This is a genomic window from Marinifilum sp. D737 (assembly GCF_026672275.1).
In the GTDB taxonomy this organism is placed as follows: domain Bacteria; phylum Bacteroidota; class Bacteroidia; order Bacteroidales; family Marinifilaceae; genus Marinifilum.
Map to the genome: position 1 here is coordinate 135055 of NZ_JANQCD010000007.1, position 15329 is coordinate 150383.

Sequence of the window (15329 nt, forward strand, 5' to 3'; positions counted from 1 at the left end):
TAAAAATTATTCAGCGTCTTTACCACCTTCTAATTGCGATTTAAGAGCAGCTAATTCTGATATATCACCTAAGGTAGTCTTTTCTAGTGAATCTTTCACTTTTTTAACACCTTTTTTCGTTGATTTAGCAGCTTCTTTTTTCGCAGCAGTCTCTTCAGCTTTCTTCACATCTTCGAAAGTTCTTGAGTGTGAAAGGATAATTCTCTTCGCAGCTTTTGAGAATTCAATTACTTTGAATTGTAATTTCTCATCAACTTTAGCTTGAGCACCATCTTCTTTCACAAGGTGACGTGGAGTAGCGAATCCTTCAACACCGTAAGGAAGAGCGATAACAGCTCCTTTTTCGAATACTTCTACGATAGTACCTTCGTGGATAGAATCAGTTGTAAAGATTGTTTCGAATACATCCCATGGATTTTCTTCCAATTGCTTGTGACCTAAGCTTAATCTTCTGTTATCCTTGTCGATTTCAAGAACTTTAACTTCGATTTCAGCACCAATTTGAGTGAATTCAGCTGGGTGCTTCACTTTCTTAGTCCAAGAAAGGTCTGAGATGTGGATTAATCCGTCAACACCTTCTTCGATTTCTACGAATACACCGAAGTTAGTGAAGTTACGAACTTTAGCAGTGTGCTTAGAGTTAACAGCATATTTAGTGTCAATCTCAGCCCATGGATCAGCTTTCAGTTGCTTGATACCAAGAGACATTTTTCTCTCTTCACGATCTAAAGTTAAGATTTGAGCTTCTACTTCGTCTCCAACTTTCATGAAATCCTGAGCAGATCTTAAGTGCTGTGACCAAGACATTTCAGAAACGTGAATCAAACCTTCAACACCAGTAGCGATTTCAACGAATGCACCGTAATCAGCCATAACAACTACTTTACCTTTAACAGTATCACCTACTTTCAACTCTGCATCTAGAGCATCCCATGGATGTGGAGTAAGTTGTTTAAGACCTAGAGCGATACGTTTCTTATCGTCATCGAAGTCAAGGATTACAACGTTCAATTTCTGATCAAGCTCAACAATTTCGCTTGGGTGAGTTACTCTACCCCAAGAAAGATCTGTAATGTGAATCAAACCGTCAACTCCACCCAAGTCGATGAATACACCGTATGAAGTGATGTTCTTAACAGTTCCTTCCAATACCTGACCTTTTTCAAGCTTAGCAATAATTTCTTTCTTCTGTTGTTCAAGTTCAGCTTCGATAAGAGCTTTGTGAGAAACAACAACGTTTTTGAATTCGTGGTTGATTTTAACAACTTTGAACTCCATAGTTTTACCAACGTAAACATCGTAGTCGCGAATTGGCTTAACGTCGATCTGTGAACCTGGCAAGAACGCCTCGATTCCGAATACGTCAACGATCATACCACCTTTTGTACGACACTTGATGTAACCTTTGATAATTTCATCATTTTCAAGAGCCGAGTTAACTCTATCCCATGAACGTAAAGCACGAGCTTTTTTGTGTGAAAGAACTAACTGTCCTTTTTTGTCTTCTTGAGACTCAACGTAAACTTCAACAGTATCACCAACTGTTAATTCAGGATTATATCTGAATTCGTTTAAGCTTACAATACCATCTGATTTGTAACCAATATTGATTACAACTTCTCTTTTATTCAAAGAAATAACTGTACCATCAATTACTTCTTTTTCAGCAACTGTAGATAAAGTTTTATCATACATTGCTTCTAATTCGGTTCTCTTTTCACCTGCGAAACCTTCTTCGTTAGTGAAAGCATCCCAATCAAATTCTGCGTCTGGAGCAGAATTGTCAACTTTTTTGTTTTCTTCAACCATGTGTTAAACTACTGATTTACTAATAAATTAGACATTATATATAAAATTCCGTGCAAAAGTATTAAATTATTCCGGAAGAATATACAAGTTACGACATTTTTTTCGCAAAATCTTGTAATAAAACATACACTTAGAGCGAAATTGAGCTATTTAGAATGTACTACTTAAATTAAAAATTATAAATGATGAGTTATGAATTTATCTCCCAATACTATATTTTTCTCTACTCCCCTATTAAAACAATTTTTGTGATTTAACTGGCATAATTTTAATTCTCCCTTACCTTTGCAGCAAATTTCGAAGAATAATCAAATTACAATGAGCTTAGAAAAAGAATTACAATCACGCTCTTCGGTTTGTGAATTGTGTGGTGCTAGCGAAGGTTTAAAACCATACGAAGTTACTCCATCGAACGGATCGGCAGACCAACACATTTTGGTTTGCGGAACTTGCCACGAGCAAATGGAAGACAAAGATAAAATGGATGCCAACCACTGGCGTTGTTTGAATGATAGCATGTGGAGTACAGTTCCTGCAGTACAGGTTATGGCTTGGAGAATGTTGAACCGATTGAAAACAGAAGGCTGGCCTCAAGATTTACTAGACATGCTTTATCTTGACGAAGAAACCATGGCTTGGGCACAAGCTACCGGCGAAGGTGAAGATGATGAAGACAAGGTAAAACACATCGACAGCAATGGTGTTGAGTTACAAGCTGGCGATAGCGTGGTATTAATCAAAGACCTTAAAGTTTCTGGTGCAGGTTTTACCGCCAAACGTGGTACTGCAGTTCGCCGAATCTCATTGGTTGCTGATGATCCAACTCATATCGAAGGACGTGTAGAAGGACAACAAATCTACATTCTTACCAAGTATGTGAAGAAAATGTAACAATCTGCTTTTTGCGATTAACAAAAAACAGGAACCCTTATTGGTTTCCTGTTTTTTTTATATCATACTACCTACGCTCTATCCTAATCCATTTGGTTCTAAAAACACTTATTGATGCAACAAATCCTATTAACAACAATGCCATAAGCATTAATAAGACATACTTCCAAAACTCACTAATTCCATCCATAAAAGCAAAAACACTCAACAATGGCAAGGTTGCAGGCAAGAATGGCAGCACTCTATTATAAAACACTCTCCCACTTACTTCAATTTCATCTCCCTCCTTCAGGTCGGAAATATTTTCACTACCACACCAACTAATTTTAGCACAAAGCTTTCCTGCGGAATTAATTTCAAGCTCTTTTTCTTCTCCACTTTTTAACTCAGTATAATTTTCACCATTTAGATAAATACGATAGGGTACATTTCCATTTATCTTTTCAAAAGGGCGTTTTAAAGTGATTTTCATTAGTTAAAGGCTTAAATTAGATTTTTAAAGATAGTACGCATTTTACTTAACAACAAATTTCCTTAATAATCCTTATGACGATTAAATCCATACACAATTATTCTTTTCCTGGGATAGGCTAAGTGAAAAATAACAAAAACAGTTGCCTTATAACATATCGACAACAAACTTTAACTTCTTTTAATACTCACCCCAGCGTCTCATCTCTAAAAACTTGCAAACATTCTCAACAATATAAATTTTAACTTCTTACAAGAAACTATTCGACAGATCTTCCGTAATAAAATAACATTAGCCGCTAAAGAGGCAAAAATGCTGCTTCTAAGAGACTATTACTTTAATTTATTTTGTTTTAATTTACGGGTAGAAAACTTAATCCGTAAGCAATCACTTAAAAAACTATCTATATGAACATTACTATTGTTGGTACAGGTTACGTTGGTCTTGTTTCGGGAACCTGTTTTGCAGAAACTGGTATCACCGTTACTTGTGTTGATGTTGATCAAAAGAAAATTGACAACCTAAACAAAGGCATTATTCCAATATACGAACCGGGATTAACTCCTATGGTTACTCGAAATATGGAAAAAGGCCGTTTGTCTTTCTCAACCAGTTTAAAAGATAGTATAACTGAAGCCGATGCGGTGTTTATTGCTGTAGGCACACCTCCTGACGAAGATGGTAGTGCTGATTTACAATACGTACTTGGAGTTGCCCGAGAAATTGGTAAATATGCACAACACTACATGGTAGTGGTAACCAAAAGTACTGTACCAATTGGTACTGCTAAAAAAGTTAAAGCAGCCGTTCAGGATGAACTAGCCAAAAGAAATTCAGATTTAACTTTTGACGTGGCTTCGAATCCTGAATTCTTGAAAGAAGGTGCAGCAATCGATGATTTCTTAAAACCTGATCGCGTAGTGATTGGTACAGAATCGGAGAAAGCGCAAAAGGTAATGAAGCGATTGTACAAGCCATTCTTAATGAACAATCATCCTGTGATTTTTATGGATATTCCATCTGCCGAGATGACCAAATATGCAGCTAATTCGATGCTTGCAACAAAAATTTCATTCATGAACGATATCGCAAACCTATGTGAAATTGTTGGCGCAGATGTAAACAATGTACGTAAGGGTATTGGTTCGGATTCACGCATTGGAAATAAATTTATTTACCCTGGAACAGGTTACGGCGGTTCTTGTTTTCCTAAAGATGTTCAAGCATTGGTTAAAACATCTGAACAGATGGGGCATCCACTTGAAATTCTTAAATCGGTTGAATTGGTTAACAACCGTCAAAAAAGTGTTCTTTACAAAAAGGTGATGTCTCATTTCGATGGAGATATTAAAGGCAAGAAATTTGGTATTTGGGGATTATCATTTAAACCAAACACCGATGATATGCGTGAAGCTCCGGCATTGGTAGTTATTGACAAACTTCTTAAGGAAGGTGCTGAAATTGTTGCTTACGATCCTGTTGCTATGGAAGAGTGCGAAAGAAGAATTGGGAATTCAATTCAATATGCAAAAGATCAGTACGAAGCATTGATTGATGCTGATGCTCTTATTATCATTACCGAGTGGAACGAATTTAAAGTTCCAAACTTCAGAGTAATGGAGAAACTATTAAAAAACAAGATCATTTTCGACGGACGTAATATTTACGACATCGAGGAAATGAAGGACAATGAGTACACCTACTACTCTATCGGTAGAGAAGTTATTGGCGTAGATGATAAAGTTCTTGCTAAATAATTAAATTAATCATTATTTTTACAACATCAATTCCTCCCAACTTCTTGGGAGGAATTTAACTATACACACATGAAACGAGTACTAGTTACAGGAGGTGCAGGATTTATTGGATCTCATCTATGCGAGCGCCTTCTTAAAGAAGGGAATGATGTTATTTGCCTTGACAACTATTTTACTGGCTCGAAAAAAAACATTGCTCACCTTCTTGATAACCCATACTTTGAATTGGTACGTCACGATGTTACGGCTCCATACTTTGCCGAGGTTGATGATATTTACAATTTAGCCTGTCCGGCATCACCAGTTCATTATCAATACAACCCTATAAAAACCATTAAAACTTCGGTTATGGGTGCCATTAATATGCTGGGATTGGCCAAGCGTGTTAAGGCTAGAATTCTACAGGCATCTACCAGTGAAGTATATGGTGATCCTGAAATTCATCCACAAACAGAAGATTATTGGGGAAATGTAAATCCAATTGGAATTCGTTCTTGCTACGACGAAGGGAAACGTTGTGCCGAAACCTTATTTATGGATTATCACAATCAAAATAATGTTGACATTAAAATCATACGTATTTTCAATACTTATGGTCCAAATATGAATCCTGATGATGGCCGTGTAGTATCGAACTTTATTGTACAGGCTTTACAAAACGAAGACATTACGATTTTTGGTGATGGATCGCAAACCAGAAGTTTTCAATATGTTGATGATTTGGTAGAAGGCATGTCGAGAATGATGCAAACGCGCCATAACTTTACAGGACCTGTTAACATTGGAAATCCAAATGAATTTACCATTTTGGAACTTGCTCAAAACGTAATTGAATTAACCAATTCAAAATCTAAAATCATTAATCTCCCTTTACCGCAAGATGATCCTACACAAAGACAACCAGACATTAGCCTTGCCAAAAAGGAACTGAACAATTGGGAACCAAAAATTCAATTAAGAGAAGGGTTAGAAAAGACCATCTCTTATTTTGATACACTTTTAAAAAATCAATAATATATAAAATAGTACGGCCAAAATAAAGATTGCCTAAGCATTTATTCCAAGCCAAACACTTACACTGAAATTCAAAATAAATATATATGAAAGGAATTATATTAGCCGGAGGATCGGGTACGCGACTTTACCCAATCACAAAAAGTATCTCAAAACAAATTATACCAATTTACGACAAACCGATGATTTATTATCCATTATCGGTTTTAATGCTTGCCGGCATCAAGGAGATTCTTATCATTTCAACTCCAAAAGATCTCCCTCTTTATAAAAATTTATTTGATGATGGCAGTCAGTATGGCCTGGATATTTCTTATGCAGAACAACCATCGCCTGATGGTTTGGCACAGGCTTTTATTATTGGTGAAGAGTTTATTGGCGATAGTCCTGTTTGTATGATCCTGGGAGATAATCTTTACTATGGATATGAATTTAGCAAGCAGCTGGAAGAATCGGCAAAATTAACCGAAGGAGCATACGTATTTGGATATCATGTAAATGATCCTGAAAGATATGGTGTTGCTGAATTTGATGAGAATGGATTGGTAAAAAGCCTGGAAGAAAAGCCTGAAAATCCAAAATCGAACTATGCGGTAACCGGTTTGTACTTTTACGATAACACGGTTGTTGAGAAAGCAAAATCATTAAAACCATCGAAACGTGGTGAACTTGAAATTACCGATCTGAACAAAATTTACTTGGAAGAAAATAAGCTTAGTTTAAAGGTATTAGGACGTGGAATGGCTTGGCTAGATACGGGAACACACGAAAGCATGCTGCAAGCTTCGAATTTTATTGCTACCATTGAGCAGCGACAAGGATTAAAAGTTGCATGTATTGAAGAGATAGCCTATCGCAATGGATTTATTAACAAAGAGCAACTTTTAAAACTAGCTGAACCATTGTTAAAAAATCAATACGGTCAATATTTGATTCGAATCAGTAAAGAATAACAAGCTAAGAAATGGAAATAATAAAAACCGAAATTCCCGATTTATTAATCATACAGCCAAAAATCTTTGAAGATGAAAGAGGTTATTTCTTCGAAAGCTATAACGAGAAGGAGTTCCTTAAGCACAATCTAAACTTGAATTTTATTCAAGACAATGAGTCAAAATCAAGCTATGGTGTAATTAGAGGTTTGCACTATCAACTTGCTCCATATTCTCAAACGAAATTGGTTCGCGTAATTGAAGGAAGAGTTTTTGACGTGGCTGTTGATTTAAGAGAAGGATCGCCTACCTATGGAAAATGGAGAGGCATTGAATTATCAGCTGAAAATAAAGTACAGTTTTTAGTTCCACGAGGCTTTGCTCATGGATTCTCAGTACTAAGCGAAACAGCAACTTTTGTTTATAAGTGTGACAACTTATACAATCCTGAGGCTGAAAGAGGTCTTAATTTTAACGATCCAAATTTAAATATCGATTGGAGAATAAATCCTGAAAATGCGATAGTTTCACCAAAGGATAAGGTTTTACCAAACTTTAATGATGCTGAAAAGAATTTCAAATTTGGAAAATAAAAGTCACTCATGACAAATATTTTAGTAACAGGAAGCAAAGGACAATTGGGATCTGAGATCAAAGAGTTATCAAAGAATTATCCAAATATCCATTTTGTTTTTACCGACATCGAAGAACTGGATATCACTTCATTTGCCGACATTGAAAACTTCCTTGCAGGTAAAAAAATTAGTTATCTGATAAATTGTGCTGCCTACACTAATGTAGATGGAGCAGAAGAAAACAAAGAAATGGCAGAGCTGTTAAATGCCGAGGCTGTAAAGAACCTGGCCACCATTTCAAAGCAAAACAACATTATTCCAATTCACATCTCAACCGACTATGTTTTTTCTGGCAAAGGATTCAAACCTTATAGCGAAGAAGAGCAAACTGAGCCGCAAAGTGTTTATGGGGACACCAAATTAAAAGGTGAAAATTACCTTCAGGAAATTTGTCCAAATCATATCACAATTAGAACTTCCTGGTTGTATTCTCCATTCGGGAAAAACTTTTTGAAAACCATGTTGAATCTTGGAAAAGAAAGAGATGAGCTGCAAGTTGTCACCGACCAAGTTGGTACACCAACCTATGCATATGATTTGGCTAAGTACATAATACATATCATCGAAAGATTGGAAAAAGACAATCGATTCGAAGATTTTGGCATCTACCACTATTCAAATGAAGGTGTTTGCAGCTGGTTCGATTTTGCAACCGAAATACAAATTGTTGCCAACAACAAATGTAAAATCAACAGCACTGATAGCGAGAGTTTTAAAACTTTAGCAAAAAGACCTCACTATAGCGTCTTGAATAAATCAAAAATTAAACATATTTTTGAGCTTGATATTCCACACTGGAGGGGAAGGATATCGCATTGTATCAATCGTATAAAAAGTTAACCAAGAAATTTTTCGAAAATGGACAAAACGGAAATTTTAGACAGTGTAATTGAAACAGCCAACAAATGGCTAGAGGGGAATTATGATCAAGCGACAAAAGATGCTGTAAAAGAACTTCTTGATCAGGAAGATAAAACGGCTTTAATAGATTCATTTTATAAAGATTTAGAGTTTGGAACAGGTGGATTAAGAGGAAAAATGGGACCTGGAACCAACCGTATGAATATTTATACTGTAGGTGCTGCAACTCAAGGATTGGCAAACTATTTAAACAAATCATTTCCTGACAAAGAGCAAATTTCGATTTGCATTGGATATGATTGCCGAAACAACAGTAAATTGTTCTCTGATACCGTAGCAAATATCTTTTCAGCTAATGGAATCAAAGCCTACATTTTCGAAGACTTGCGTCCTACTCCAGAAATGTCCTTTGCAATTCGTCATTTGGGATGTCAGTCAGGTGTTATCATCACAGCATCACACAATCCAAAAGAATACAATGGATACAAGGCATATTGGGAAGATGGATCTCAATTGGTGCCTCCACACGATAAAAATGTAATTAACGAAGTAAAGGCAGTAAAGGTTGAAGACATCAAATTTGAAGGAAATCCTGATTTGATTGAAGTTTTAGGTGCTGAAATGGACAAGCTTTACCTTGATACCGTCAAGACTCTAAGTCTATCACCTGAAGCAATTCAGAACCAAAAAGACTTGAAAATTGTATTTACCCCTTTGCATGGAACAACTGTAAAATTGGTTCCTGATTCATTGGCAAATTACGGTTTCGAAAATGTAATTCACATTCCTGAACAAGATGTTATTGATGGAAACTTCCCTACGGTTTGGTCTGCAAATCCAGAAGAACCAGAAGCATTAAAAATGGCTGTAGATAAAGCTGATGAAGTTGATGCTGATTTGGTAATGGCTTGCGACCCTGATGGAGACAGATTGGGAATTTCGGTTAAAAATGACAAGGGTGAATGGGAAATTATCAACGGTAATCAAACTGCTTTAATTTTCACATATTATTTGATCAAAAGAAGACGAGAGTTAGGTTTACTTACTGGTAATGATTACGTTGTAAAAACCATTGTAACTACAGAATTATTCAAGGATGTAGCAGAAAAAAACAATGTAGAATGTTTCGATGCATACACTGGATTTAAATGGATTGCGGATGTAATGCGCAAAAATCCTGAAAAAAATTATGTAGGTGGTGGAGAGGAATCATTCGGTTACATGCCAGGAGATTTTACCCGCGACAAAGATGCAGTATCTGCTTGTAGTATTATGGCTGAAATTGCAGCATGGGCGAAAGATCAAGGTAAAAACCTTTTTGACATCTTAAAAGAAATCTATTTAGGATACGGATTTTCTAAAGAAAAAATGATTTATATCGTTCGTGAAGGCTTGCAAGGATCTCAGGAAATTGCACAAATGATGCACGATTACAGGTTTAACACGCCAAAAGAAATTAACGGATCGCCAGTTGTATTAATTAAAGATTACACAACAAGAAAAGCTACAAATCCAATTACAGGAGAAGCTACTGATCTTGATTTTGAAACAACGGCAGATGTTCTTCAGATTTACTTAGAGGATGGATCTAAAATTTCTGTTCGTCCATCTGGTACTGAACCAAAAATCAAATACTATTTCGAGGTACGCGAAGAATTGCCTTCTTTAGAAGATTTCTATGCTACTGAAGAAAAAGCAAATAAAAAAATTGAAGGAATAATAGATTCTTTGAATTTAAACTAATATTTTTAGGGTAGCGTTACTGCTACCCTACACTTATTTTATTTATGGACACCAAGAAAACAATTCTTTCTGTTGACGACTCACCTATCAACAATAAGTTGATTGAGGCATATTTTAGACGTGATTATGAAGTAATATCAAAGGAAAGTGGCCAACAAGCTCTTGCCTGGCTAGAAGGTAATATACCTGATGTTATTTTACTGGATATCATGATGCCCGTTATGGATGGAATTGAAGTTCTGGAACGAATTCAGGCAAACGATAGGCTTAAAGAAATTCCCGTAATTATGGTTACGGCGAAAACCGAGATGGAAAGCATTAAAGCTACACTGAACCTTGGAGCTCAAGACTACGTAAAAAAGCCGATCGATTTTACCGAATTACAAACAAAGGTTCTGATTGCATTCCAAATTAATGAGCAAAAACAGGAAATCTCTAAATACAAATCCTATTACGACATTCATCAGGGAATGATTCATGCTCAACGCATTCAACGATCAATTCTTCCCGATGCAGAACATTTTAGAAGATTATATCCTAAATCATTCATCATTAATTTGCCTAAACATGTAGTAGGAGGAGATTTTTATTGGATTCAGCAAAATTTCCACAAAAACAGTATTGGTGTTTTCGATTGCACTGGTCATGGTGTTCCTGCGGCTATGTTAACTGTAATGGGACAAATGGAATTACACACCTTGTCTCAAAACGGCAACGAAATTCAAGCTCAACAAATTTTCCCCTTACTAAGTAGAAAGTTTAGTAAGTTATTAAATACATCAGCTGACACTTATACACAATATGATGGAATGGATGGTATTTTCTGTTCAATCTATCCGCAAGAACAATTAATTGAATTTGTTGGCGCCAAAAGATCATTGGTTTTAATCAGAGAAAATAATTCTCAGTTAATTGTAAACAACGAAGACACAGAGGCCAAGTTGAGCAATGAACAATTCTCTTTATTTGAAATTGCAGGAGATAGAAACTCCATTGGAAAGGAATCTGAATTTGTTGAATTCACAGTCAATAAAATTAAGTTTTCACCTGGCGATAGAATATTCTTATATAGCGATGGTATTACTGACCAATTGGGTGGTGATCAGCAAAAGAGACTGAAAAGAAAACAGTTTTTTGAAAAATTGCTAGAAATCCAAACCAAATCAATCAACCTGCAAAAGTCGGATATATTTACCTGGTTAGAGAAGTGGAAAAATAGCAATGAACAAACCGATGATATCCTTGTTATCGGTATTGAACTTTAAAATTCTGGTTCATCAGGAAAAAATTCCTTCTTAAAGTTTACAAGATACAATTTCTCGGTAGCACGTGTTAAAGCTGTATACAGCCATCTGTAATATTCTCTATTCAACAATTCATCAGTAAGGTAACCCTGATCAACAAACACAGCTTTCCATTGTCCGCCCTGTGCTTTATGGCAGGTTACTGCATAAGCAAACTTAACTTGCAGAGCATTAAAGAATTTATTGTTTCTAACCTTCTCGTAACGTTTTTTCTTGACTCTGATATCCGAATAGTCTTCTGCAATGGTGAAAAATAGTTTTTTGCTTTCCTCATATCCCAACGAAGCAGTTTCAATATCTAAAGTATCCAGTAATATCATGGTATCCAATTCCACATCATTGTAATCAGGAAAACGAACAGTAACATCAGCATAACGGTAACCATACAATTCAATATGCTTGCGAATCTTTACAATCTCAACAATATCACCATTGGCAATAAAATCCATATTTTCGATATCGTGAGCCCAGAAATAGTTATTCTTCACAACCATTAACAAATCGCCCGCTGATATTTCTTCTTCTCGATACATCACTGTGTTGCGAATTCCCTGGTTAAAGCGATTTGCCCGTTTATTCGATCTGCTTATTACAATAGTATCCTCAACCCCATATTTATAATGAGCAGAAGACAACTCCTCAATCAGTTCACCTCCACCTATTTTATAAATATCCGGATAGTTCTGAGTACTTAAAACCGGAAATCCTTCTCTCTGCTCATTTAGCATGTTTCTTAATTCGGTAGCATTCATGAGAATTCCTGACTCCTTGTTTTGTCGAACTACCTGCCTTAAAATTAATTCTTCGATATCAAAATGATAACATGCACGCAATTCTTCAGGGTCAAGTGCTGGACTAATATCCAGACCAACAGGAGGCAACTGGGCTGAATCACCAATCAATATTAATCTGCAATTTTTCCCGGAGTAAACATATTCAATCAAATCATCCAACAAACAACCCGAACCAAAGAAAGATGCTTCTGGCGAATAATTTGAAATCATCGAAGCTTCATCAACAATAAATACAGTGTTGGCATTTAGGTTTCTATCCTTTACAAAAACAGCCTCTGCATCAGCAAGTGATTTTTGTCGGTAAATTTTTTTATGGATGGTGAAAGCAGGCTTTTTTGCATACTGACTTAACACTTTTGCCGCACGACCAGTAGGTGCCAACAACACCGATTTTATTTTAAAATCACTCAAAGTTGAAGTTAGCGCACTTACTAAAGTTGTTTTTCCAGTTCCGGCATATCCTTTTAACAAAAATATACTTTGATTTTGAACTCGGGTCACAAAATCCGCTAAACCAACTATAGCCTTAGTTTGATCGCTTGTTGGAGCAAAATTAAGGTGTTCCTTAATCTTCTCAGCCACATGATTTTTTAGCATTTCCGTTAAATTTTATGGATATAAAAATAGCCAAATAGATTTTTTTTTTAAATTTGCAGACAAACTTACACAAACTAATAAGAATAAAAATGAAAAAAGTCTTTCAAATCTTACTTGCCATAGCAATTGTTGCACTAGCTTACTTAAGCTACCAAAGCATTAACAAACCACTTGAATATGGTAAAATTAAGAAGCAACGTTACGATAAAATTATCAATCAGCTAAAAGATATTCGTAAAGCTCAAGTTGCTTATAAAGATGTTAATGGTAAGTATACAGGAAGTTTCGATACATTGATCAGTTTTATCAAGACCGATTCAATGCCATTGGTAAAGTCAGAAGGAACTCTAACTGATGAGCAATATGAAGCTGGTATGACTGAGAAAGAAGCTGTAAAGAAAGGTTTCATTATTCGTGATACCATCATGATCTCAGCTCTTGATACTCTTTTTGGAAAAGAATATCCAATCGAAAACTTAAGATTTGTTCCATTTACGAAAGGTAAACATCAATTCAAGATGGGTGCTGGTGTATTCGTTACTGGTTCTCAAGTTAAAGTACAAGTTTTCGAAGCAAAAGTTTCTAACATGATTATCTTCGAAGATATTTACGAAGAGTACAATGAAGAAATTAAAGAAGACAACGGAAACCGTATTCGTTTGAACAAATATCCTGGTTTAATGGTTGGTTCACTTGAAGAAGCGAACAACAACGCTGGTAACTGGGAGTAAACAAACACAAACTGTTTATGAACGACCTTGTATTTGTTGATTCAACATTTGATAAAGACAAATCGAAAGAATATAAATTATCCATCCGAGTTAGCTCGGATGGATTTTCTTTTTCTATACTCAATGCAAATAAGCACTGTGTAGCTCTGGAACGATTTAAAGCTTTCAATCAGAATACTGAAGCTGACACCTTAAATTCATTTAAAGAATTAATTCGGAACAACGAACTGCTCAATTTAGAATACAGTTCTGTTGCTGTTCTTTGGGGTTCTAATCAAGCAGTAATCATTCCAAATGAATTTTTCAGTGAAGAATTTGCTTTTGAGAGCTACCAACTGTGTCATAATTTAAGTAGTGATACAGAGTTGCATTGGAACGATTTGGATCAATTGAATTCGAAGAATGTTTTTGCTGTACCTTTATCCTTTAAAGAGATTCTTGTAAAACAGTTTTCGACAATAGAATTCTTCCACCACTCCACTCCTTTTTATAAAACTGCCATAAAGGATGAAATAGCTGATAATCACCCTAAGGTTTATGTGAATTTACAAAAGGAATATTTCCATATTATAATTCCTGATAGAAATGGCAAACATTTTATAAATAGCTTTGCTTACAAAGAGGATGCTGACCTTGCCTATCACATTTTAAATGTATACAAGCAGCAAAAACTCAATAACGAAAGAAGTAAGCTAATAGTTGATGGTTTAGTACAAGAAGAAAGTAAATCCATTCAGTTGCTAAAAAAATACCTTGCAAATGTTGAGGTAAAACTTTTACCAGCTAAACTTAGAATTAAAAATGAGATTCCACACAAGGAATACAATCAATTCATTAATCTTTTAAATTTAACCGAGTGCGAATAGTTAGTGGAACTCACAAAGGAAGAAGAATAACACCAGATAAAAGCTTTAAAGCTCGCCCTACAACCGATTTTGCAAAAGAGAACCTGTTTAATGTTTTAAATAACATTGTAGACATTGAAGATCTAAGTGTTCTTGATCTTTTTGGAGGTACAGGTGGCATTAGTTATGAATTTGCCTCCAGAGGAGCTGAGAAAGTAATATGCGTTGAATTAAATCATCGCCATTTTGCTTTTATACAAAAAACAGTTCAGGAACTGGGATTAGATCAAATTCTTCCAATTAAATCGGATGTATTTCGTTTTGTGAAATCATGTCGCCAAAAGTTTGATATGATATTTGCAGACCCTCCATTTGATTTAAAAACCTTAAATACCATTCCTGATTTGATATTCGAAAAAGAATTATTGAATAAAAACGGCACTTTAATAGTTGAGCATGGATCTAAAAATGATTTCTCATCTCATCCAAATTTCACAGAAAAAAGAACCTACGGAAGTGTTAACTTTAGTTTTTTCGAATACAAATAATCAACCATTACCAACAAGTAAAAAAATAAGCATATTTTTATTAAAGTGTAACACACTCAAAACCGCTATATTACTGAGATTACTCAGTTTTTATCGCAAAAAAAACACCACTAGATATTGCAAGTAAAAAAACTTGCATTATCTTTGCATCGCTATCAAAAAAAACGGTCTGGTAGTTCAGTTGGTTAGAATACATGCCTGTCACGCATGGGGTCGCGAGTTCGAGTCTCGTCCAGACCGCTAAGAAGAGAAAGTTCTTTAAAATATTGAAACAAGAATAATCGAAGTTTAGGATTATTTAAGAACAGTACCAATTTGGTCTGGTAGTTCAGTTGGTTAGAATACATGCCTGTCACGCATGGGGTCGCGAGTTCGAGTCTCGTCCAGACCGCCAAA

The 15329-nt window shown here is 35.5% G+C and carries 14 protein-coding genes and 2 tRNA genes; 13 read left to right on the top strand and 3 right to left on the bottom strand.

The features are described 5' to 3' along the window. Positions 1 to 6 precede the first annotated feature (6 nt). Positions 7 to 1809 (bottom strand): 30S ribosomal protein S1, encoded by a 1803-nt coding sequence (rpsA, locus tag NQ163_RS06730; protein ID WP_268189526.1) that lies wholly within the window; start codon positions 1807 to 1809, stop codon positions 7 to 9. Positions 1810 to 2127: 318 nt separating this feature from the next. On the opposite strand from rpsA, the gene NQ163_RS06735 reads away from it, so the two are divergent. After that, the gene (locus NQ163_RS06735) at positions 2128 to 2700 is read left to right on the top strand and encodes a PhnA domain-containing protein (protein ID WP_268189527.1); all 573 of its coding nucleotides are present in this window, start codon (positions 2128 to 2130) and stop codon (positions 2698 to 2700) included. A gap of 67 nt (positions 2701 to 2767) precedes the next feature. Here the strand turns inward: NQ163_RS06735 and NQ163_RS06740 are convergent, their stop codons facing one another. Next, on the bottom strand, positions 2768 to 3172 hold the full coding sequence (locus NQ163_RS06740) for a hypothetical protein (RefSeq protein WP_268189528.1): 405 nt from the start codon (positions 3170 to 3172) through the stop codon (positions 2768 to 2770). 407 nt (positions 3173 to 3579) lie between these two features. On the opposite strand from NQ163_RS06740, the gene NQ163_RS06745 reads away from it, so the two are divergent. The 7 genes from NQ163_RS06745 (at position 3580) to NQ163_RS06775 (ending at position 11379) form a co-directional block, all read left to right on the top strand. Continuing rightward, on the top strand, positions 3580 to 4929 hold the full coding sequence (locus NQ163_RS06745; RefSeq protein WP_268189529.1) for a UDP-glucose dehydrogenase family protein: 1350 nt from the start codon (positions 3580 to 3582) through the stop codon (positions 4927 to 4929). 69 nt (positions 4930 to 4998) lie between these two features. Beyond that, positions 4999 to 5943 carry a UDP-glucuronic acid decarboxylase family protein gene (locus NQ163_RS06750; RefSeq protein WP_268189530.1) on the top strand — a complete coding sequence of 315 codons (945 nt, stop codon included), beginning with the start codon at positions 4999 to 5001 and terminating at the stop codon, positions 5941 to 5943. Positions 5944 to 6029: 86 nt separating this feature from the next. After that, positions 6030 to 6896 (top strand): glucose-1-phosphate thymidylyltransferase RfbA, encoded by an 867-nt coding sequence (gene rfbA / locus NQ163_RS06755; protein ID WP_268189531.1) that lies wholly within the window; start codon positions 6030 to 6032, stop codon positions 6894 to 6896. Positions 6897 to 6907: 11 nt separating this feature from the next. Continuing rightward, positions 6908 to 7468, top strand: coding sequence for a dTDP-4-dehydrorhamnose 3,5-epimerase (gene rfbC / locus NQ163_RS06760; RefSeq protein WP_268189532.1), 561 nt, complete (start codon positions 6908 to 6910; stop codon positions 7466 to 7468). A 9-nt stretch (positions 7469 to 7477) separates the two neighbouring features. Beyond that, a complete protein-coding gene (rfbD, locus tag NQ163_RS06765) occupies positions 7478 to 8350 on the top strand; it encodes a dTDP-4-dehydrorhamnose reductase (RefSeq protein ID WP_268189533.1) in 873 nt (290 codons plus the stop codon). Positions 8351 to 8368: 18 nt separating this feature from the next. Beyond that, positions 8369 to 10114 carry a phospho-sugar mutase gene (locus NQ163_RS06770; RefSeq protein WP_268189534.1) on the top strand — a complete coding sequence of 582 codons (1746 nt, stop codon included), beginning with the start codon at positions 8369 to 8371 and terminating at the stop codon, positions 10112 to 10114. A gap of 44 nt (positions 10115 to 10158) precedes the next feature. Beyond that, entirely contained in the window at positions 10159 to 11379 is a 1221-nt protein-coding gene (locus NQ163_RS06775) for a response regulator (RefSeq protein WP_268189535.1), read from the top strand. Here NQ163_RS06775 and NQ163_RS06780 read toward each other — a convergent pair. Continuing rightward, entirely contained in the window at positions 11376 to 12809 is a 1434-nt protein-coding gene (locus tag NQ163_RS06780; RefSeq protein ID WP_268189536.1) for an ATP-dependent DNA helicase, read from the bottom strand. The two genes, NQ163_RS06775 and NQ163_RS06780, sit on opposite strands and share 4 nt — an antisense overlap. Before the next feature lie 89 nt (positions 12810 to 12898). Between NQ163_RS06780 and NQ163_RS06785 the strand changes: the two genes are divergently transcribed. From NQ163_RS06785 to NQ163_RS06805, 5 genes are all read left to right on the top strand, one after another. Next, a complete protein-coding gene (locus tag NQ163_RS06785; protein ID WP_268189538.1) occupies positions 12899 to 13540 on the top strand; it encodes a hypothetical protein in 642 nt (213 codons plus the stop codon). A 17-nt stretch (positions 13541 to 13557) separates the two neighbouring features. Next, positions 13558 to 14406, top strand: coding sequence for a DUF3822 family protein (locus NQ163_RS06790; RefSeq protein ID WP_268189539.1), 849 nt, complete (start codon positions 13558 to 13560; stop codon positions 14404 to 14406). Next, positions 14397 to 14933 carry an RsmD family RNA methyltransferase gene (locus NQ163_RS06795; protein WP_268189541.1) on the top strand — a complete coding sequence of 179 codons (537 nt, stop codon included), beginning with the start codon at positions 14397 to 14399 and terminating at the stop codon, positions 14931 to 14933. Before NQ163_RS06790 ends, NQ163_RS06795 begins: the two co-directional genes overlap by 10 nt. 166 nt (positions 14934 to 15099) lie before the next feature. After that, positions 15100 to 15173, top strand: a tRNA-Asp gene (locus NQ163_RS06800). Positions 15174 to 15250: 77 nt separating this feature from the next. Beyond that, positions 15251 to 15327, top strand: a tRNA-Asp gene (locus NQ163_RS06805). The last annotated feature ends 2 nt before the right edge of the window (positions 15328 to 15329 follow it).